18 protein-coding genes and 2 pseudogenes are annotated in these 20,160 nt (G+C 54.3%); 9 read left to right on the top strand and 11 right to left on the bottom strand.

Annotated features, from left to right (window positions below; all coding sequences use genetic code 11):
- The first annotated feature begins 46 nt into the window (after positions 1-46).
- Both Q1B13_RS19145 and Q1B13_RS19140 read left to right on the top strand, forming a co-directional pair.
- Positions 47-211, top strand: a complete 165-nt coding sequence (locus Q1B13_RS19145; RefSeq protein WP_299083055.1) for a hypothetical protein — start codon at positions 47-49, stop codon at positions 209-211.
- Between the two features lie 135 nt (positions 212-346).
- The gene (locus Q1B13_RS19140) at positions 347-481 is read left to right on the top strand and encodes a hypothetical protein (protein ID WP_299800249.1); all 135 of its coding nucleotides are present in this window, start codon (positions 347-349) and stop codon (positions 479-481) included.
- A gap of 69 nt (positions 482-550) precedes the next feature.
- On the opposite strand, the gene Q1B13_RS19135 is transcribed toward Q1B13_RS19140, so the two are convergent.
- On the bottom strand, positions 551-1,444 hold the full coding sequence (locus Q1B13_RS19135) for an AraC family transcriptional regulator (RefSeq protein WP_299083053.1): 894 nt from the start codon (positions 1,442-1,444) through the stop codon (positions 551-553).
- Positions 1,445-1,613: 169 nt separating this feature from the next.
- Here Q1B13_RS19135 and Q1B13_RS19130 point away from each other — a divergent pair, with 169 nt between their 5' ends.
- Complete coding sequence (locus Q1B13_RS19130; protein ID WP_299083051.1) at positions 1,614-2,561, top strand: SDR family oxidoreductase; 948 nt, start codon at positions 1,614-1,616, stop codon at positions 2,559-2,561.
- A 576-nt stretch (positions 2,562-3,137) separates the two neighbouring features.
- Complete coding sequence (locus Q1B13_RS27040) at positions 3,138-3,329, top strand: DMT family transporter (RefSeq protein ID WP_366871116.1); 192 nt, start codon at positions 3,138-3,140, stop codon at positions 3,327-3,329.
- Positions 3,330-3,639: 310 nt separating this feature from the next.
- Here the strand turns inward: Q1B13_RS27040 and Q1B13_RS19120 are convergent, their stop codons facing one another.
- The 7 genes from Q1B13_RS19120 to Q1B13_RS19090 all read right to left on the bottom strand — a co-directional run bounded on the left by Q1B13_RS19120 (position 3,640) and on the right by Q1B13_RS19090 (position 9,896).
- Positions 3,640-5,127: a cryptochrome/photolyase family protein gene (locus Q1B13_RS19120; RefSeq protein ID WP_299083049.1), complete on the bottom strand. Its 1,488-nt coding sequence runs from the start codon at positions 5,125-5,127 to the stop codon at positions 3,640-3,642.
- A 79-nt stretch (positions 5,128-5,206) separates the two neighbouring features.
- Complete coding sequence (locus Q1B13_RS19115) at positions 5,207-5,338, bottom strand: DUF2256 domain-containing protein (protein ID WP_299083172.1); 132 nt, start codon at positions 5,336-5,338, stop codon at positions 5,207-5,209.
- Between the two features lie 2 nt (positions 5,339-5,340).
- A complete protein-coding gene (locus Q1B13_RS19110; protein ID WP_299083047.1) occupies positions 5,341-6,855 on the bottom strand; it encodes an FAD-binding domain-containing protein in 1,515 nt (504 codons plus the stop codon).
- Between the two features lie 105 nt (positions 6,856-6,960).
- Positions 6,961-7,044: a hypothetical protein gene (locus Q1B13_RS19105; RefSeq protein WP_299083170.1), complete on the bottom strand. Its 84-nt coding sequence runs from the start codon at positions 7,042-7,044 to the stop codon at positions 6,961-6,963.
- A 14-nt stretch (positions 7,045-7,058) separates the two neighbouring features.
- Entirely contained in the window at positions 7,059-7,634 is a 576-nt protein-coding gene (locus Q1B13_RS19100; RefSeq protein WP_299800272.1) for an ABC transporter ATP-binding protein, read from the bottom strand.
- Complete coding sequence (locus Q1B13_RS19095) at positions 7,634-8,704, bottom strand: iron ABC transporter permease (protein WP_299083044.1); 1,071 nt, start codon at positions 8,702-8,704, stop codon at positions 7,634-7,636. The genes Q1B13_RS19100 and Q1B13_RS19095 overlap by 1 nt, the downstream gene beginning before the upstream one ends.
- 43 nt (positions 8,705-8,747) lie before the next feature.
- Positions 8,748-9,896, bottom strand: coding sequence for an ABC transporter substrate-binding protein (locus tag Q1B13_RS19090; RefSeq protein ID WP_299083042.1), 1,149 nt, complete (start codon positions 9,894-9,896; stop codon positions 8,748-8,750).
- A gap of 953 nt (positions 9,897-10,849) precedes the next feature.
- Here Q1B13_RS19090 and Q1B13_RS19085 point away from each other — a divergent pair.
- Positions 10,850-11,497: pseudogene (locus tag Q1B13_RS19085) on the top strand (IS6 family transposase).
- 283 nt (positions 11,498-11,780) lie between these two features.
- Here the strand turns inward: Q1B13_RS19085 and Q1B13_RS19080 are convergent.
- Positions 11,781-12,848: a ParB/RepB/Spo0J family partition protein gene (locus Q1B13_RS19080; RefSeq protein ID WP_299083040.1), complete on the bottom strand. Its 1,068-nt coding sequence runs from the start codon at positions 12,846-12,848 to the stop codon at positions 11,781-11,783.
- A complete protein-coding gene (locus tag Q1B13_RS19075) occupies positions 12,841-14,172 on the bottom strand; it encodes an AAA family ATPase (protein WP_299083168.1) in 1,332 nt (443 codons plus the stop codon). The genes Q1B13_RS19080 and Q1B13_RS19075 overlap by 8 nt, the downstream gene beginning before the upstream one ends.
- A gap of 634 nt (positions 14,173-14,806) precedes the next feature.
- On the opposite strand from Q1B13_RS19075, the gene Q1B13_RS19070 reads away from it, so the two are divergent.
- The 3 genes and pseudogenes from Q1B13_RS19070 (at position 14,807) to Q1B13_RS19060 (ending at position 18,159) form a co-directional block, all read left to right on the top strand.
- A complete protein-coding gene (locus tag Q1B13_RS19070) occupies positions 14,807-16,066 on the top strand; it encodes a replication initiation protein (protein WP_299083038.1) in 1,260 nt (419 codons plus the stop codon).
- A gap of 228 nt (positions 16,067-16,294) precedes the next feature.
- Positions 16,295-16,922: pseudogene (locus Q1B13_RS19065) on the top strand (IS6 family transposase); the annotation flags it as partial.
- Positions 16,923-17,139: 217 nt separating this feature from the next.
- Entirely contained in the window at positions 17,140-18,159 is a 1,020-nt protein-coding gene (locus tag Q1B13_RS19060) for a glycosyltransferase family 8 protein (protein WP_299083036.1), read from the top strand.
- 283 nt (positions 18,160-18,442) lie between these two features.
- On the opposite strand, the gene Q1B13_RS19055 is transcribed toward Q1B13_RS19060, so the two are convergent.
- Positions 18,443-18,586: a hypothetical protein gene (locus Q1B13_RS19055; RefSeq protein ID WP_299800243.1), complete on the bottom strand. Its 144-nt coding sequence runs from the start codon at positions 18,584-18,586 to the stop codon at positions 18,443-18,445.
- Between Q1B13_RS19055 and Q1B13_RS19050 the strand changes: the two genes are divergently transcribed.
- On the top strand, positions 18,578-20,080 hold the full coding sequence (locus Q1B13_RS19050) for a rhamnan synthesis F family protein (RefSeq protein ID WP_299800241.1): 1,503 nt from the start codon (positions 18,578-18,580) through the stop codon (positions 20,078-20,080). The two genes, Q1B13_RS19055 and Q1B13_RS19050, sit on opposite strands and share 9 nt — an antisense overlap.
- Positions 20,081-20,160: the final 80 nt, after the last annotated feature.

Genomic DNA, 20,160 nt, shown 5'->3' with positions numbered 1-20,160 from the left:
CGTGATATGGTGATCTGTCAACACCGGGTTGTCGTCGTGGAAGGGCATGGCGGATCGGACGACCAGTCATGGAAACACCAAACTTACCTACCATTCGCGCGCTTCGACCAACCTGGAACAGGGGCAGGATCGTAGGTCAGAAGCGACAATTGAAACCAAAGCACGTCTGGGCAAAGGGTCTGTGTTGGCGCTGACTTGGGTGATGACGTAACACTGCTCGAGGTTACAGTAATCGCTGCATAGTCCGATAGCTAACATTCGTTAAAGACGCAGCATCTGAAACTTCGGGCTCTAAGCAGTCATCTGGTAGTTTCTGGAGGTCATCCGGTAAGTTCAGGAGGCATCAATGTCTGCTTCGCGCTCACTGCTGCCATCGGAAAAAGCGCAGCATCTTGCTGGCAGGCCTACCTGGCTCGGATGGGAACGGCCCATTGCCGCCGTTGACCATGTCATCTCTATGCTGCGGTTGCAGCCCGCATAGCAGACGTTCACCGTCGGCGCGAAATCTGTTGCAGGGCGAACTCACAGAATGCGCAGACATCGCCACCGATCATGCACTTCCAATCGCAACCTGATGGCCGCTGCTCCACTGCCGTGGTGACTGCCCATACATACGCTTGAACTCTCTACTGAATTGAGACGGGCTTACATACCCCACGTCGATTGCCGCTTCGTTCACGGTCATGCCCGCTGCAATCTTCATGGCAGCGTTGTTGAGGCGCATTGACTTCACAAATTGGATCGGGGCCATTGTTGTGACCTGTTTGAACTTGCGATGAAACACGGCGCGGCTCATGCCCGCACGGGACGCCATGTCATCAATCGAAATGGGCGCATCCAAATGAGATGACACATGCGCGATGGATCGCGCAATGGCGTTACCGGCACCAAAAGCCTGCCGAGCAAACTTGCCCGCCTCGCCTTGAAGGATCGCATAGTAGAGTTCCCGCAACCTGGCGTCCCCAAGAACTGCCGCGTCCATTGGATTTGCCTCAAGCATCAACAACCTCAGCAGCGCATCGGAGAAACCTTCATCCCACTTTGCCAGTCTGATCCCCTGCGCGCGCAAGCCACCTTTGACTGTAGGGAGTGCGCCGCCCACATTTTCCATCTCTAGCGCCAGCTCCGTCATGACCCGCTGGCTCAACGAAATGAAAACACCATAGAGTGGGTCATCAATTGATGCAGCAGGCGTCCCGGCTTTCACTGGCATCGACATTGGGCAGCACAAGTATTGGCTGTCGTCGTAGATGTATCTGTGGCCATCCAGAACGGCCTCCTTAGAACCGCTGACGATGGCAACGACACTGGGCTCATACACCGCCGGAACACAAGGGATTGCTTCTGTCGCCCGAAACAAGCGCACGCCCTGAATGCCGGTTTCCGTCAAACCCTCTTGATCAGTGCGGCGCTCGATAAGTTGTTTGATACGTTCTTTGCACATGTGGCTAATCTAGTTCGGCAGAACCCACACTGACAACCCAAATGATACAATCAGGCAAGTATTCGCGACGATCCAGCCTATTTTTCAGAGTCGGTGAGAGATACGTATATTTTTAAGACACCAACATGCGCCGCGCAACTACCGTACCGGCGCTTTAAGGAGAGACACCATGGCAGATACAACATTTGGACCGAGAGGTTGGACGCCAGAGCGCCTCGGATCACTCGCAGCCAAAACCTACGTAATAACCGGTGCCAACGCAGGTGCTGGTTTCCAGGCCGCGCGCACCTTTCTGTCAAAACGCGCAAAGGTGGTGATGCTGAACCGCAGCGCAGACAAATCAACCGCCGCTGTCAAGGAACTGAAAACAGAGTTTGGCGCAAATGCTGATGTAAGTTTTGTACGTATGGATCTGTCTGATCTTACAAGCGTGCGCGCTGCGGCAGAAGAGGTGATCAAAACTATTCCGCAAATCGACGCGCTGATCTGCAACGCAGCTATCGCACAAGTGCCAACACAGAAATTGACCGTTGATGGTTTCGAAAGCCAGCTTGGTACGAACCACTACGGTCATTTCATGCTTTGTGGGATGTTGTTTGACAGGATCGAAGCCAGTAAAGGCCGCATCGTAGTTGTCGCCAGCCTGGGCTACAACTTGGGGATCAAAACCATCCAGTTTGACGACATGAATTGGGACAAGAACTACAGCGCCAACCCTGTTTACAGCCAGAGTAAGCTGGCACAGATGATGTTTGCCTATGAGTTGCAGGATCGCCTTGAGGGAACAGGCAAGGGTGTCCAGGTCTACGTTTGCCACCCCGGCGCCTCCGCGACATCATTGATCAGCACGAGTGGCGGTGTCCTGACGCGGATGGCGTGGTGGCTTATGAGTAAGACGCCGCTGGTTCAAACCGCCGAGAAAGGTGCTTACCCAGAAATTATGTGCGCGACCGAGGACGGGTTGGAACAGCGTGCGCTCTATGGCCCCACGGGGTTGATGCAAACGGGCGGACCGGTTGGGAAAGGCACGCTAAATCCTCATGCTTATGATAAGACGGTCATGGCAAAGCTCTGGAATGTGTCGGAAGAGGCGACGGGGTTCAGCTGGGCCTTCTGATTGCCTCACCGATGCGTTGTGCTTAGCAGTGCTCGCAGCCACGGACATTTATCCTTCTCGCAGCGTCCGGATCAGCCCCGAAGTATCGATCATAAAGGGCGGCCCGATGCCGCCTTTGGCCGATGAATCTATATACTGCGAGCGCAGCCCTCATGCCCAAAAATCGCTGCCCCGGAAATGCTATCGATCAAGCGAATTGGCACGTTGCGGACAGAACTACGGGTCGCTGCACGGCGCAATCCGATAGCCGACTTAACTATGTTCTTTGTCCACTGAGCCACGGCCCTTGCAGCGGTAGGTGATCTATGGCCCAAGGTCGCGATATCGCTAAGCGGTAAACACTTGCGGCAAAAGACGTGCCTAGATCAGTGTGTGATTACATCCGGCACTGCGCCATGATCGGAGCATCGCAAATAACGTACTGTTGGGGGGACAGTCCATAACACCGCAAAACCTATCACTCAGACTTGCGCTCGGCGCCATTGTAGCAATTTACTTTCCGATGATTTCTAAGTCTGCTCAGATCCTGGGCTCGGCACCTATGGCAAACCTACAGTTCTTCGCAATAGCCTTTGTATCCTCCGTGATTATCGCGTTTTCCTCGGGCAGCCGACTAGCGGATTTCGGGAAGTTCACGCAAATCCCCCGTTTCTTCTGATCGCGGGCGTAATGAGCGCTGGGTTGATCATCGGATCGTCCGTCCTGATCCCGAGAATTGGATTGGGCGCTTTCGTCGTGCTGGTTGTGACGGGCCAAGATCACTCTTAGAACCCTAATGCGTCGGCAGGTGCACTTAAGCCGCGTCGTGATGGTCAGTTCACTTATGCGATCTGGACGCTTCGGTGTCATTCGCTACGGGTGAACACCGGTTCGTCCATGGGGAAACCGCTCCGAATATCGGAGGCAGCGCAATCAATGTCTTATCATGTGTTCGCCGATCCACGACGGCCCAAAGCCGCGGTTCGCTCAGTTAATGGTCTCTGCAGCGCGGCATTCTCCAAAGCGGACATTATTAGTCGCCCCTTGAGTTCCCTCTAGTGGCGAAAACTTCAAATTGGGCGCAAAGCAAGCTTCAGAGCTACTGACCCAAAAACGCGTTGGCCGCATTCAGGTGCTTCTCTTTTGTACCCGGGTCCATCCGCGCAGCTGTCCTGCACATCATTGACCAGCGCGGGTTTCGGGCAAGGTCATTCTGGTGCTTAAAGATAAATCGCCAATACAACCCGTCCCAGACCTCCGCCCAAGGCCCATTACCCCAATGGCTCATCTTCCGGACGTAATTTGAGCCGGAAAAATAGGGTTTAGTGGTGATAAGCCCGCCGTCGGCATGTTGGCTCATGGCATAGACGTTGGGGACCATGACCCAATCATAGCTGTCCACGAACATCTCCATGAACCAGCGATAGACCTCTTCCGGGTCAATCTCGCAAAGAAACATGAAGCCACCCAAGACCATCAGGCGCTCGATATGGTGGCAATAACCGGTTTTCAAAATACGTCGGATCGTGTCGTCGATCGGGTCGATACCGGTTCTGCCGGAATAGAAAGATGCCGGCATTCTGCGGCGGTGACTCCAGTGATTGGAGGTGCGCATCTGTACGCCGAGGTCTTCATATGTCGCACGCATGAACTCGCGCCAGCCAATGATCTGGCGGACAAAGCCTTCGACCGAGTTGAGAGGGATATCTCGGTCCTGCGCATACGAAAGTGTCTCTGCAATTACTTGCTTTGGCGTCAGCAGGCCGACATTCAGGGCGGGTGTCAGAACAGCGTGCCAAAGCCAGCTTTCCCCTTCGACGATGGCATCCTCAAAATCGCCGAAACGATCAAAACGCCGTTCCAGGAATTGCTGCAACCACTCCCCAGCCGCTTTGTGAGACGTCGGGTAATAAAACTCGTCCAGCGCTCCCAACGCGTCTGGGAACTCTTCGCGTACTTGCTCTTGTGCCGCGCGGTCAATCGCGTCTGGCATTGGCCAATCAACCCAAGGTAGGCTGTTTAGCAAAGCTTTGGGAACCTTTTTGCGGTTGTCCTCGTCAAAGCTCCACCGGCCACCAACCGGTTGGTCATCATTCATCAACACATCCAGACGGCGGCGTTGGCTTTTGTAGAATTCGGCCATGAACCACCGTTTTCGACCCCTCATCCATGCTGTGTTATCGGCACGCGCGTTCAGAAAGCCGGGGGATGGGCGTATGTCTAACGTAACGCCCACAACGCTCGCGGCCTTTTCCAACCGCCTTTGCGCGATGAAATCAACAGGGTCTGCCATCACCACGCTTTCAATCCCGTCGTTGGCGAGCAGCCGAAACATACGCAGGCACGCATCCTTCCGCATTTCATAGGGATAAATCTCGGCATTGATGCCCTTGGCGATCAAATCCTGATGGTATCGCGCCATGCTAGCGCGATGGAGCCAGAGCTTTTGTCTGTGCATACGCATCGGATATTGCGCATCGCCAAAAAAAAGCGGGTCCTCAAACAAAGCCACCCGGTCCGGAGGTTCTGCCAAACCAGGATGCTCGGCGAAAAGCTGATTGGGCAGTAGGATTGTGGCTGAGGGCATGGTTAGGCTCGCACGTTCACTTAAACATCAGGCCGACTAAGGCCTTCGTTTTTCGAAGACTGGCCAGGAGACATACCACTCATGAGCGCCGCCGGCACCGATCCGAGCAATAGCGCACCTCATCCCAAACCTTCGCCCACTTCTTGCGCCACGCGAAGGGGCGCCCGCACGTAGAGCAGGTTTTCTGCAGCAGTTGGGATTTTCTACGCATTTTCATGGGGCATCTCCGAAAGGAAGGCTCAATTGAGCCGAAGGTGTTTTGATCGACCTCCGTACTCGCTTTGGACGCGAAGTCTTGCGGCTTGCGTGTTTGGCCACGATCGCCAGCGCTTCTGCGCGGAATTCGGGGGCCCGGCGCACTGCCCAAACACTTTCGCGCGCGGCTTTCGCTGCGGCGAGATGGTCGAAAAGACGGGTTGGATAGTGACGGTCGATCACGCCTGATACCGCCTCGGCCTTCCAGGGTTCATGGATGTACTGGTCGGGAATGCTGGCCAGTTCCGGCAGCCACTTTCGGATGAAGGTACCACTCGGGTCCTGATCGTAGCCTTGTTTGACAGGGTTGTAGATACGTACTGAATTAATACCCGTCGTACCCGATTGCATCTGGACCTGGCTCCAGTGAATGCCGGGTTCATAGTCGGTGAACATACGCGCCAGATGCAGCCCCGGTGCGCGCCAATCCATCCACAGGTGATAGCTGGCGGTGGCCATGACCATAGCCCGCATCCGAAAATTGAGCCATCCCGTCGCGCGCAGAGACCGCATGCAGGCATCGACAAACGGATACCCTGTTGCGCCGTCGCTCCAGGCGTGCAAAAGCTCTGCGCTCGGGGTCTTGGGGCGCAGGCCGTCATACAGCCTATGCAAATTCTCGAACTCGATCCGAGGGTCGTCTTCGAGCTTTTGGATAAAGTGGCAATGCCAGTGCAGCCGACCGGAAAACGAGCTTAAAGACCTTTGCCAGTTTTGTGCCCCGCGGGGCAGCGTCCTGCGACGCCTGTCGCAGGCTTGTGCCACTTCACGCATCGAAACGGCACCCCACGCAAGGTACGGAGACAGCCGTGAACACGCCTGTGCGCCTTCTTCGGGGCTGGACATTGCACGCTGGTAGCGTTCCCCACGATCGTTCAGAAAACTCGAAAGGCGCTCCAACCCTGCCCGTCTGCCGCCAGGCTGACGATGCGGGCAAGGATCGTGGGAAAGCTCAAGATCTCGTGCTGTTGGGATATGCCTGGGTTCCAGATTGATAGGCTGCAAAACTGGCGCCTGGCTTATAGGTTCAGCCATGATGCTGTCCCAACGCGCAGCCCATCCATCCCGCGAACCAAGCCTGCGCAAAACGCCGTGGTTTTGCACCTGGGTCCAAGGCACCCCCTGTTCGCGACACCAAGCGGCGACTTGCAGATCGCGCTGATATGTCCAATCGTTTCCAGTCTCTTCATGAGACCAAAGCGCTTGCAGAAATCCGCTCTGTCTCAAGTCGTCAAGAACGTCGACAACAGGCCCAATACGCACGATCAAAGGTTGCCCAAGCTGGGCAAGATCAGCTCTTAACTCACCAAGTGTTTCTGAAACAAAGCCCCAGTGCCGGGCGGATGCATCCGGTTGTTGCCAAAGCTCTGGTTCGACGACGTAGATCGGCAATGCGTGCCCCTGCAGCGCGGCACGAGCAAGCGCCCGATGATCTTGCACACGTAAGTCGCGTTTGAACCAGACGACTTGCAATTGTTGTATCCTCGCGTCCTGATTGGATGATGTGGGACGACGTAGATCTCTTCGTGCTGCGGTCCAGATGAACAAGTTTGGTTGCGCAAGAAGGCGTCCTCGGCCTCAGTTCAGTATCGAAATCGATAAGTTCAGGGTGGATGCAAAGGCCACCCAAGCCAGATAGGGCAGGAAAGCAAACGTCGCCACCCGATCCGACGCGCTCACGTTGCGGATATGGCGTTGCGCTTGGCAATGGCTTCTCGAATCTGGCTCAGCACCCGCAGCTGATGTTTCAGGTCGAGCGCCGAGGTCGGCTCGTCAAAGAGATAGACTTCGGAGTCTCGGATCAACGCTTGGGCGACTGAGACCATCTGCGCCTGCCCACCAGACAACTCGCTGATATATGCCTCGGCAAGATGGCCAATTTGAGCGTCGTGCAAGGCTTGCCCAACGGCTTCCATGTCTTCTGAAGTAACGCGCCAGCCGCTCAGGTTCTTGCGTGCCACCATCACGACATCAAAAACTGTCAGCGCAGCGTTTGCAGCAAAGAACTGTGGCATGAAACAAACACGCGCTAGCCGCGCTTTGGCAGACAGTGTTGCCAGATCGGTATCACCAAGTGTGACTGAGCCATCTGCTGTCAGCAGCCCAGCGATCACGCGAAACAAGGTGGATTTTCCTGACGCGTTCGGACCAATCAATGCTGTCATCTGGCCCGGTTTCAGGGGAGAAAAGCCAGCCCATTTCAAAATCGGCCGTGCGCCGTAGGCGAAATTCAGATTTCTGGCTTCTAGCATCATTGCCAATGCCTTTTGCGTTGGCTGAGGATCAGGCTCACGAAGAAGGGAATACCGATCAGCGACGTGATCATGCCTATCGGATACACGATGCCCGGGGTGATAGCCTTGGACGCAATCGACGTACCGGACAGGATCAAAGCACCAGCGAGCGCGGACAGGGGCAAGAACCCACGCTGATCTTCACCAACAATCATGCGTGCGATATGTGGCGCGACCAGTCCGACAAAGGCGATTGCGCCGACAAATGACACGGCAACCGCTGACAACAGCGACACGCCGGCAAGCACCATCAGACGAAGCGCGTTGACATTGACGCCGAGGGCCGCGGCCTTGTCTTCCCCCATCCGCACGGCCGTCAAAGCCCACGAGCGGCTCAGGAAATAGGGAAGGACGACGGCTAGGATCACTACGCAGATGGCGACCTTGGGCCATGTTGCGCGAGCCAGTGAGCCCAATTGCCAGAAGATAAGCTGCGCAAGTTGCAACTCGGACGCACCATATTGAAGAAACGCTAGTAAAGCGTTGAAGGTGAACATCATTGCGATGCCCATAAGGATCATCGTCTCGGGGTCTGCGCCGCGCAGGCGCGGGACAAAAAACAGCAAAAGCGAGGCGGCCATTGCAAAGAAAAACGCGTTCACCGTCACAAACAAAGCGCCAACACCGGGCAGGACAGACCAGCCCAGTACGATGGCAACCGCAGCACCGAAGCTTGCTGCCATCGAAAGGCCCAAAGTGAAGGGCTCGGCCAACGGGTTGTTCAGGATCGTCTGAAGCTCGGCACCTGAAACACCCAGCATGGCACCAACCACGATGGCCATCATCGCAATGGGCAATCGCAGATCCCAAATGATGACCTCTTCTTTCGCTGTCGCCACAGAAGGATCGAAGATCACATGGGCAACGCGCCAGAAACTCAGATCAGCCGGGCCGGTAACTACATCTATCACGACCGTTGTAAACAAGATCAAGGCAGCCGCCGCGACGAGCGCGACGCGCAAGACCGCGCGTTTGCGATATCCGCCGACAATTGTGTCAACGCTTGGAGAATTGGAGATATCTGTCATTCGCGAATGACCCGCCGTCCAAAGTACGGCGGATCCTCTTTTCTTATTTGTCAGCGCTCAGCCAGAACTGGCCGGATGCTTCATAAGGCATGAACTCGTCATGCAGCCTTTCGAACGTCTCTTGTGGATCGAGGTTCTCGAAATCCTCTGGATAGAGCCACTTGGCGATCTGCTGAATAGCCACGAAGTGATATGGAGAATTGTAGAATTGATGGTAGATTGAGTGGTAATTTCCATCTTTGACCGCTCGCAATTCAGCAAAGCCCGGACGTGCCGCAAGGGCGGCGATCTTCTCGGCATTCACCGCCGGATCCCCTTCATACCCAAGCAATGTAGAAGTCACTTCTGGTTTGGCTTCAGCCCAGTTGGCCCCTGTACCGATCACATGATCAGGGTCGGCATCGATTACCCCTTCCATGGACACGCTTACAGAGTAGGCATTCTCCAGCGTTGAGGCATAGTTCTTGCCACCTGCCAATTCCACGAAGCGGCCATAGTTATAAGGCCCAAAAGACCAGCAACAGAAGTCTGGTTGCCAACCTGCTGCGTTCTCAAGGACCACTAATGGGTGCTCCTCGGCCGGGATTTGATCGACTACATTAGTGACTTTTTTCATCTCAGAAATGTAGAAATCGATAAACTTGGCCGCGCCTTTTTCCTCGCCCAAGATGCGTCCGAGGATCAACAGCGAGGGCACTGTATTTTCGGTTGCATTGCGGCGAAAATCGATGAACACAACAGGCACACCAGCCTTGTCCAGCTTATCAATCAGTCCAGTTTCTTCCGCTTTGAAGAGGTTGCCGCTGTCAAGTAGAACAAGATCAGCATCTGCTTCGAGCACAGCCTCAATGCTGAAGTCGCCGGCATATGGGTTGCCAAAATTGATCATCCGCTGCGTATCTATCGGGAAAACGTCTTCGAATTTGCGAAACGCATCCGGGTCATACTGAACCAGATCGTCTTTCCAGCCGACAATCTGATCGAACGGGTTGCCGTCTGTGATCGCCGCAATCGCATACATCATCCGGCCTTCGCCAAGAATGATTTTGTCGGGATGCTCGTCAAGCGTCACTTGACGACCAGCAATGTCGGTTAGGGTTACGGCTTCGGCCTTTGCGGATGTTGCTGGCGTGAGAAATGTCACGGTTGCTGCAAGCGTCAGGGCAAAGCCGCTGATGAAACGAGTGTTCATAGCAGGCTCTCCTATAGACTATGAGGCCTCCTTAGAACATTTGACCCATAAACCCAAGTAAAAAACTCAGGAAGCAGTTGTTGCCAGTCCGCATTTGGAATTCGTCTGAGAAATTGCACGCTGCACAGCTACGAATGATCACTGTGGACTCGCCACTGCTGTTCTCTGTGAGCATCTCGCTTGGCAGTAGGTAGCAGACACTCATCAGCAAGGTTTGCAATTTCTGAGATGCCGACAAGCCCGCCATTCACACCTTGAAACCGAGTGCCAGCATTACCGCGATACTGCAAGTGGCTGATTGAAGAGGTGCGACGCGCCAAACTCGTACCCCCTCGTTGAAATCGTAAACCTCATTTCAAGACGCGTCGCTTCTTCCCAATACACAATGCGCGGGTTAGAATTGTGTCTGTTTTCTGAAGAGAGACGCCCAATTTGCTTGACGTTGCGGCAACCATTCAAACAATTTTGCTGATGGAGCTAGAGAAACGCGGGGCGACACGCCGCACTCACAACCCCCTCGAAAACCAGTTGAAAAACTGTACGTACTAAAATCAAGACGTGCCACCCACACAGAACGTATCGCATTGCGGCAAAATTGTGTCCATGATTCCTTGCGAAACTCACCGTTTCTTTTTCGGAAACCAATCGTTTCGCAGAAATTTGACACACTAAGGGGTTCCCCCAATTACACGTATCACCACCGGGTGCTAGACGTCAGTTAACGGAGCACAAACACCACTCTGTGTACCCCTTGTTGAGGGGCTGGCATTGACCCCCTCGTCCAGCCCCTCCAATGACTTAGCAAAAAAGCTCCCCAAACGGTCCCCCTGTTTCGCTATGTTCAATTCATGTGCGGACGACTTGGCAGGGTTCTATTCCAAACTTTCGGCCATTAACGCTTTCGGAATTAGCGAGTGAATGACTGTCGGTCGTATCAAGTCGAAAGCCAGCTCATGATTTCCTTCAAAGGTGCACAATATCCAAAAGATGTGATCCTATTCGCAGTGTTCCTCTATGTTCGACACGGCGTTTCCTACCGCGATCTGGAAGAGATAATGGCAGAGCGAGGTGTTTCGGTCGATCAGACCACGCTGAACCCACGGGTAACACGGTACTTTCGCTCCATTGTGGAAGCAGCGCGAAGGCGCAAAGGACCGTGTGATCACTCCTGGCGCATGGGTCTATCTCTACCGAGGCGTCGACAAACACTGCAAGACGCTTGATTTTACGCTTTCACCACGCCGAAACAAACCTGCAGCGACCAAGTTCTTCACCCGGATTTTAGAGACAAATGGATTGCCGAGGAAGAATGTGACCGACAAGAGCGGTGCTAACACCTCCAGCATCAAAGCTATCAACAAAATGCTCAAAGGCTTTGGCTGCCCGATCCGAATTGAGATGGTGAGGCGGAGATACTTGAACGATATCGTCGAGTAAGAACACCGTTTCATCAAAAGACGAACCCGCCCGATGCTCGGCCTCAAGTCTTTCGCTTCAGCTTCGGCAACTCTTACAGGTGTCGAGGCGTGAAACTGATCCGCAAAGGTCAACTCACGTCTGGACCCTGCCCATTTCGTCAATTTGCGGAACTGGCTGCTTAACCCGCAGATCCAACGTAACCTCTTCGGACAGCAAGAAACTTCGCAACAAAATCCCCCAAAAAACCTGCGCCACTAATAATGGTTGCCAGGGAACTCTGGGTGCAGCCCTCTCTTAAAGTCACCTCAATCATTTAATGATCATTATTTGCGCATTTTGCGCACGACAGGGTAGTCGCTTAACTTACTCTGGCGTGTGGTTAAAGCAGCGTTTCAAGCTTTCAGCGCCCACATTGATATCGATGAACCGCATGGCTCGTCAGGCGCTGTGGGTTTCGTGACGAAACTAACCCAGATAACTTGAGATTTTTTCGATCAGTTGCTCCGCGTCTTTGGGCCTCAGTTCACGCCCCTTGATGCGAATCCGCATTTCGCCAGATGACACCTCTGCCAAAATCTCTCCGCCTCCCGGCAAAATCTGCGGAGCCAATCGCTGAACTTCTTGTGGCCGTCCTCCGCGCGCCTTTGTTTCGGTCGGTTCAGGCGTATCTTTCAGAGCCGCTTCCAACAACGACCACTCTTCTTTTGCATCCGACACTTCTGCTGACGCAAGAGTTTGACGAAGTTTTGATTGCGCCCCATCGCGGAGGGCGGATGCAAGCTTAAGGCCTGCCTTTTCCGTCAGAGCAATTGGGTGCTTTAGAAGATCGCCTAGCGCCTCATGAACAACCGCAAAGCTGCGTACCTTTGACCGCTTGGCTTTGGATGCAGCGGCAAACAAAACATCCACAGCAGCCTCAGTCGTGTCGAAGACTCCCTGCCCCGCAGCAAGAACCGCGATACGGCCTCGTTCGTAGGGGCTGAGATTTGATCGAAGCTCATTCTCTTCGACCATCGAAACGTAAGCCCCCTGCCCCGTCCCAGCCTGCCGAACAAAAGCTGGTATCTGGGAAAACCTGGGGTCTGTTTCTGACAGCCGCCGAAATGCGTCCAATCGACGATAGCCGGAGATAAGGCCAAAACCGTCACCGTCGGGCGTGACTTCGATGGGCGTTCGCAAACCGTGAACACGCAGGGATTCCAGAAGCTCGGCCATGGCCTCTTCGTCTTCGACCATACGGTCGCGCCGGATGAAGTCGGCATCAATTTGATCCAAAGGCAGGTTTTGCGCGACAAGCCCTGCGTTCTCGGCATCGCGCCAGCGCGCGGCGTCCCCCTGATCCTGGGCCAACGCCACGCGATCCGTAACCGCCACCATACCGTTCAGCGACGCGGCTTCGGCTGCGACCTGGGCTATCGGTGGTGTTGTCGTCTTTGTCTCAAACGGGCTGATCGATGGTTTCGCCGCGAAACCCGCCTCGAGCTGTTCCAATTCCGCCGTATCCGGGGCGGTCAGTCTTCTGCGTTTAGCCATCTGCTTCTCCTCCCATCTGAGCATCGCGCCACCAACATCCGATCAGAACCTCTTTGAATTCTGCGTAGGTCCGGTCGAATGTCTCTCGGCCCCTCACATAAGTTTCTCGGTTGAAGTCGCGATAGTCCGCCTCGTAAATGCCGTTCACTTGTTCACCCGCCTGCCCGACCAAGGCCGTATAGTCCTGCCGGTATGCGTTCATAAAATCACCAAAATAGGCCTGAATGACGTTGGCCATATCTGTCTGCTGGCTGGCGTCGAACCGCGTGATGATGGCCCGTACTACATCCCATTCGAACTTTAACTCCGGTAAACCCGCCGCGCGTTGCGCCGAGTTCTCGCCATCTTCAATACTGGCAAACGTGGTGTAGAGCATATCGAAGAAGCGGCCTGTGGAATCAAATTCCAGAAATGAAGCGCCCAGAGGAACCAACAAAATATCCGCCGCAGCCAGAGCGTTGATCGTTAGGTACCCAAGTGCAGGAGGAGTATCGAGGAACACAACGTCGTAGTCGTTCAGAATACCTTCGTCCTGAAGAAAATTGGTCAACCCATCCCACAAGGGCCAACTACGTAATCCCATGCGCCAAACCGGGATCTGAAACTCGGCCCAATACAGGTTCAGCTGCGCACCGATCAGATCGATATTGGGCCAGTGCGTTTTTTGAATGACGTTGCGGGGCAGGGTGGTCAATGCCTCCTGCAGGGTTTCGTCTAGCGGGATCTCTGGCTGACCTGAGGCTGAGCGTACCCGGTTTTCTTCCTGGACGGCCTTGGCATAGTCCTTTGCAACCAACGGAAACACCGTTTGCCATTCATCGGCAACCTGCCCTCCGAGGATCGAAGTCATTGATCCCTGGCTGTCCAAGTCGATGACCAGAACCTTATAGCCGTCCAAAGCCGCCGACATAGCCAGATGGGCCGCTGTTGAGGTCTTGCCGACGCCGCCCTTGAAGTTCGCAACAGCGACAACCTTAGCCGGTAAACCATCAGGGCGATAAGGAAGATATTCCTTCGTGCTGACACCCTCTGCCGCAAAGTGCTTTCGTAGGGTGAGCACTTCTTCCAAGGTGAACCACTTGGAGCCGGCCTCTCCCTCACCCTGAGGAAGATCGGGATTTGCCTTGAGGACACGGCGAAGATGGGCGGGTGCAACAGGGATGAGATATTTGGTGATCTCCCAGATTGAAAATCGCCGCAAACGCTTTTCTCCATCCGGAGCGTAGCCTCTGCGCGCCAGGTCCTCTCGGCCCTTTGCACAGAACGTCGCTGCTTTTGCGAATCGCGAAGTGCCGATAGGATCGGGTAACTTTGTCGCCGCCATTTCCGGATCCAGATTCAGATATGGCGGTAGCGGGGGTTGGTTGGATTTATTCACTGTCGATGCCTCGGGTAATGTTCGCCTTGTCGGCGTATATTGCGGAATGTAGCGAACATTTGGTCCGGCGGCTATCCTTGTTCTCAAGTTTTTCCACAGTAGGTGTACGCTTAGACCGGTTTCGTGGCGAAACTTCCCAAAATCGAAGAAAAGGACGCAACAAATAGTTTATTTACTTTAGAGACTTTAGAGTCTTTAGGACGTTAATATCTTTATTTAACAATTATTTGCGCCTAGTATGGCACCTGTTTTCAGTGCCTGGAGCACCCATCTACAGGATAAAAGGTGCCCATCTACGGGAGGCTAGGGGCCAGAATCCGGGAAGAAGGGCCCCGATTCTCAGGTTGTTAAGAATCTGCACCAATCAGACCCTAATCTTGTCTCTTTTGGAGGTTGTGCTCCTGCGTAACAGCCGGTCTCCGAACCCCCACGACCAGTTGCCTGGGGATAAGTCGAGCACTTTCGGAATAAGGTACCTGTCTACGGGATTCATGTGATCCTGTATTTGGGCACCCAATTAAGATTGATCAACGGGTACCTTTCGTGGCAGAAATGTCAAAACGAGCAGCCAGGCAGAATCATGCCGGATACACAATTGGACATGGATCAGCTTTCTGGCGCATTGCGCCGGGAAACAGTGAAGAAGAACGTTGCTGCAATTCACATTAGCGGCAAGCTGACACTATTGCAGCGCAAGTTATCCAATGTCCTTCTGTTGAATGCATATGACGCGCTAACGTCCGCACAAACCCACACCATCGACGCTCGGACTTTGGCGATGATGGTTGGATACAATTCGAACGACTTTGACACGCTACGCGCCAGCCTTAGGGCTCTGGCCGAGACCGTAGCAGAATGGGATATGCTGGACGAACAGGGCCGTCAGGAATGGGGCGTCTCGTCGTTGCTTAGTTTCGCAAAACTCAAGGCCGGAGTTTGCGAGTATGCGTATTCCCCTGCGCTTGCACAGAAACTTTACGATCCGAAGATCTACGCGCTGATAAATGTTCAAATCCAGCGAAACTTCAGTTCCGGACACGGCTTGGCATTGTACGAAAACTGCTACCGATTTGTGCGTACCGGATCGACGGGATGGTGGGCGCTGGATGTTTTTCGAAAACTGATGGGCGTGGATGGAAGCGACTACTATGGCAGTTTCAAACATCTCAACGCCAAGATCATCAAACCTGCTGTTGCTGAGGTGAACAAAAGCTCGGACATTCTAATTGAACCGGAGTTCAAGAAGAAGGGGCGCACCGTTACCGACATTCGGTTCCTGATCAAAGGCAACCCGCAGAAGGCGATGTTCGAGATTGACGATGGTGACGGCGTTCGGAACCTGAAGATATACAAAACGCTGCGCGAGCAGGGGGTGTCGGATAGGTTGGCGCGGCAATGGATAGCTGAACATGGTGAAGACTATGTTCAGCAAAAGCTCGACTACGTCAGCGGGCAGGGGGGTATTAAGTCAACACTCGGATATCTCTCAGCTGCGTTGCGGGATGACTACAGAGCGCCGGAGAATGAAACCGCACCCGAGCCCAGTCCCGAGGCGGTCGAAGCCGCCCGTGAACGAGAGGTTGAAAAGGCCCAGGAAGATCAGGCTTACGAGGCGCGGGCGTCAGAACGAGCGGAGCGTTCCCGCAAATTGGCGATCGTCGAGGATCTGGTTTCGCGGCGAAACCCCACACAGCGAGATGCAGACAAACGGCTGTTCCTTGCCGGATTGAACAACGATCTGGATCGAGAGCACTTCCGGGCGCATGGTTGGCGATCAGGCCTGAATGCGACAGCAATCTTCGCCTTTTGGTTGGATATGGAGCCTGACGCCTTCGAGTGATCACCTAGTCTCCCAGACGTCTCTGCAACGCACGTGGTTGGCGCTGGATGGAATGGATTTGTCACCTTTAGAGTTGTGCGCATTTTATAATATTTATGCGCATTATGAGCGCGGTGCTTTAGCTAATAAGAGAACTCAAGGGTTGTGTCGCAAAATCTTGACCGAGGTTGGCGAAAACGCGGATTCAGGTGCTCTTTGCCTTCAATACGACCACGAGCGGGCTTCTGTATGATGTCTTTGAACAGCTGCCACTTCCCCAAGGATGCGGTTCTGTACGCAGTGTATTTCTATCTGAGGTACACTGTTTCCTATCGCACCTTGAGGGAATTATGGCTGAACGGGGCCTGCGCGCGCATCATGCTACATTGAACAGATGGGTCGCGAAGTATTCGCCGATGATCGCAGCGCGCGCCCAATCGATGAAGCGTCCCACACCGGATTCCCGGCGCATGGAGGAACATATGTCCGTGAGCGTGGGAGGTGGATGTATCTCTATCGCGCTGCCGACAAGTTAGGAAATACTCTTGATTTCATGCTCTCAGAGCGAAGAAATGGCCCTGCGGCGACCAAGTTCTTTGCCGAAGCACTGTCATCAAACGGTGTCCTAGGAAAGATCGCAATCGACAAGAGCGGCCCCCATGCAGCCGGTAATCGAGAAGAGAACAGGATACCCATGTGGTTTGGCCGCCCAGCCAAAGTGCAGACAATCTGGTCCAGATTTTTGAACAACATGATCGAGCAGGATCACAGGTCTATCAAACGACGGGTGCGGCACATGTGAGGGTTCAAGCCATTGTCATCCGCGTCCGCGACACTGGATGGCATCGAGGTAGCCAACATGATCCGAAAGAGGCAATCCCCAGCGCAGCGATGTGCGGATTGCGAGAGTTTGCCGAAATCGCAGGATAGGTGCATCCAAACGAACGCTCTGCCTAACTTTCCCAAGAATTTGCGGCACAATCGGACGATGAGAAAGACAACCAAGGGCCCACATGAAACCCAGGCGGAGCTTCTTTGACAATGCAAATATCGGTGACATAGTGTCGACCGAAATACACCCCGATAGGCACCCAATGATCCACCCGCGCATTCCAACTTTACCGGAAGAAGTATTGGCCAATATAGCCGCACAAAAGGCACGTGCGCAGGACACCGTCCCCCAGACCATCCATGTGGTGCTGGCCATTGACGAAACCTATGCCCCCCACGCCGCAGTCACTATCGCCTCAGCCCTCGATCACGCGGGCCACCCGGAGCGCCTAAATTTCCATATACTCGAGGACGGGTCCCTGAGCGACACAACCCGCAAGAATCTCTCCACGACCGCTCGTAATCAACTCATCTTCTTGCCTGTCAATACCGAGTCGCTTACCGAACTTCCCCTCAATCGTGCATATATTTCGAGAGCCACATACTATCGGTTGGCCATGCACAAGGCTCTGCCAAAAGCCATCCAAAAAATTATCTATATTGATTCCGACACCGTGGTCACCGACGCGCTGGAGCACCTCTGGTCCACACCTTTAAACGGTTACCCCATAGGCGCCTGCCCGGATGAGGGAGGCCTCACTCAATCAGCGCGCCTTGGCCTGCCATCTGAGCATCTCTATTTCAACGCAGGGGTCGCGATCTTCGACCTGGACGCGATAAGAGCCATGGATTTTGATACCGCATTGGCAACCGCCTACGAGACCCATAAAGAGAGGATCACCCTGCAAGATCAGGATCTGCTCAATCTGGTTTTTTGTGGTCAAACCCAGTCCTTGCCATTGCGCTGGAATGCAGGAACCCGGCTCTACCTGCCATCCGAGGTTGAGGCCGCCTATACGCCCGAAGAAGCGCTGGAGGCTGCAAACGCGCCCGGCATCCTTCATTTTACCGACCGCCGGAAGCCGTGGATGCTCAAAGACTTGAATCCGTTGGGCCATCTTTACTGGACCTATCGTAACCAAACCCCATGGGCCGAAACAGCCCTTCAAACCGCCATCCGTCGTCTAAAAAAAGCCCTGCGTCATCGGCTTAGCTCATCGCAAAAAGCCATAGACGCCGATATCGTTGCGCGTGCGCAATATGATTCGGATGCGCTCCCATAGCCTCAAAGGTTGAGGCTGCCTACACGCCCCAAAAGGTCGCAAACGTGCCGGGCATCCTCGATTTCTCCGACCACTGGAAGCAGTGAATGCTCAAAGACCTATTCCCGATGGGCCATGATTATTATACCTATTGCACCCAAAAAGCTATTCGCCGAAACTGCCTTTCCGACCGTCGCATGCCGCTTCAAAAGGCCCTGCGCTGTCGGATTAGCGCATCGAAAAAGGCAATTAACACGGAAATCAAAGCGCAGTGCTCACAATGAACCAGATGCGACCCCATAGTCTAACGGCAGGCATCCGGTATCAGCTCCAATGCCGGACAGACCAACCCCAGATAATCGAGATTCATCACGCAACAGGGGCCATTGATCACATCCTTTTGCCCTCCGACGCCTTCCAAAGTTTCCATGTCACGCCCATGGAACATGACGTGACGATTCACGCACAGCATCTAGAAATCCGCAAATCCCGCCCGGATTTATGGAGCCACCACACCGCTTCCCGCATCCTTAGAAAATCCCGCTTCGCCGCCCCATTGCGCCATGGAGGCTGCATCTACAGTTTTGAGCGCCCCGCCAAAGGCGCACCCCGCGCCAGTCTTGCGGACAATCGGGGAATGGATTTGGGCAGCGAGAGCTTGGCTACGCTTCTGTCCTCTCCGATGATTCTTGATGCAATCCCAGATCTACCGCACAAAGATGCCCCTGCACCGAATTTCGACGGCGCGATCGCGGTCGTTTTGCATCTCCACTACCCAGAGCTTTGGGACGAGGTCAGCACCTTTCTGACGCACTCCAAACTGACCTTCCGCCTGATCGTCACCCTTACTGCACCCAACCCCGCACTTGAGGAGCAGATCAACTTCCAATTCCCCGGGGCAAAAATCCTCAGCGTCGAGAACTTGGGTCGCGACATTCGTCCCTTTGTTACCGTTTTCCAGTCCGGGCTTTTGGACGGTATCAGTCTCATCTGCAAAATTCACGGGAAACGCTCGGTTCTAAGTGGTGTCACCGGCGCGCGGTTTGGGCATCTGTGGCGCCGCAGGGTCCTCTTGGATCTGTTGGGTTCGCCCGTCCAAGTGCAAAACATCCTCAACCACTTTGCGATGCGACCAAATCTCGGCATGATGGGCCCCGCCACATTGCGTCTAAAAAACGGGAGCGGCATTGATCCCGGCCATGAAGCCAGCCTGCCCATTCGCGGCGACTTATGCGTGCGTGCCGGACTTGTTCCTGCGCAGATCAAGGACGATTTCTTCGCAGGGACCATGTTTTGGGCGCGAACAGAGGCGCTGTCACCCTTGAAAACTCTCCGCCTTGGCGCTGAGATGTTCACTGACGAAAGCACCCAAATCGGTGACCAGTTTGAACACGGATTTGAACGGTTCTTTGCAGACTGTACCCGCGCGAAAGGCTTCCAACTAGCCGATATTGAACCCTTAGTTCTGGTCGACCCCGTTTTCCCTATTCGCTCCAAGGGCGGGCAAATTCTAGCCCCTAGGGCGCTCTTTGAAGCTCCTCGAGACTGGTACCGGCACCGGTGGATAAAGCCTCTTCCAGACGAATTGAAAGGTCGCAAAGTAGCGCTGGTAAGCACACCTGGATACGTGGCGAAGGACGGCTGGTTGACCTGCCTTTGCCTGGCTTCCTCTCACCCCGTGGAAAGCTCGACCGAAGCGCTTTTCCAGCGCGATCCCGGCGGGTTTGATATTGCCCTTTGGGCTGACATCTTCCAGAGTGCACCACAGCTTTGGGACTCCGACGAAGTACTCTTGGTGAGCGATGGACAAGCTCGCGCCCTGACCCGGGCGGCCCTCGAAGACCCAGAACTCCGTTCTTTCTTTGAAGAGGTGCTTGTGTGGCACAAAGAAGGCGAGGCCGCGTATCGCTATGAAGCGCGTCTAAAGCGATGGTTAGTGTAAAACGGTTGTGTTGCAAACTTTCGACCGTTGATGCTTTCGGATTTGGCGAGTGAATGACTGTCGGTCGTATCCAGCCGAAA

This window comes from uncultured Ruegeria sp., assembly GCF_947489545.1.
GTDB lineage: Bacteria > Pseudomonadota > Alphaproteobacteria > Rhodobacterales > Rhodobacteraceae > Ruegeria.
The sequence above is the reverse complement of the archived record's forward strand: the minus strand, read 5'-3'. Positions and strand labels throughout refer to the sequence as shown.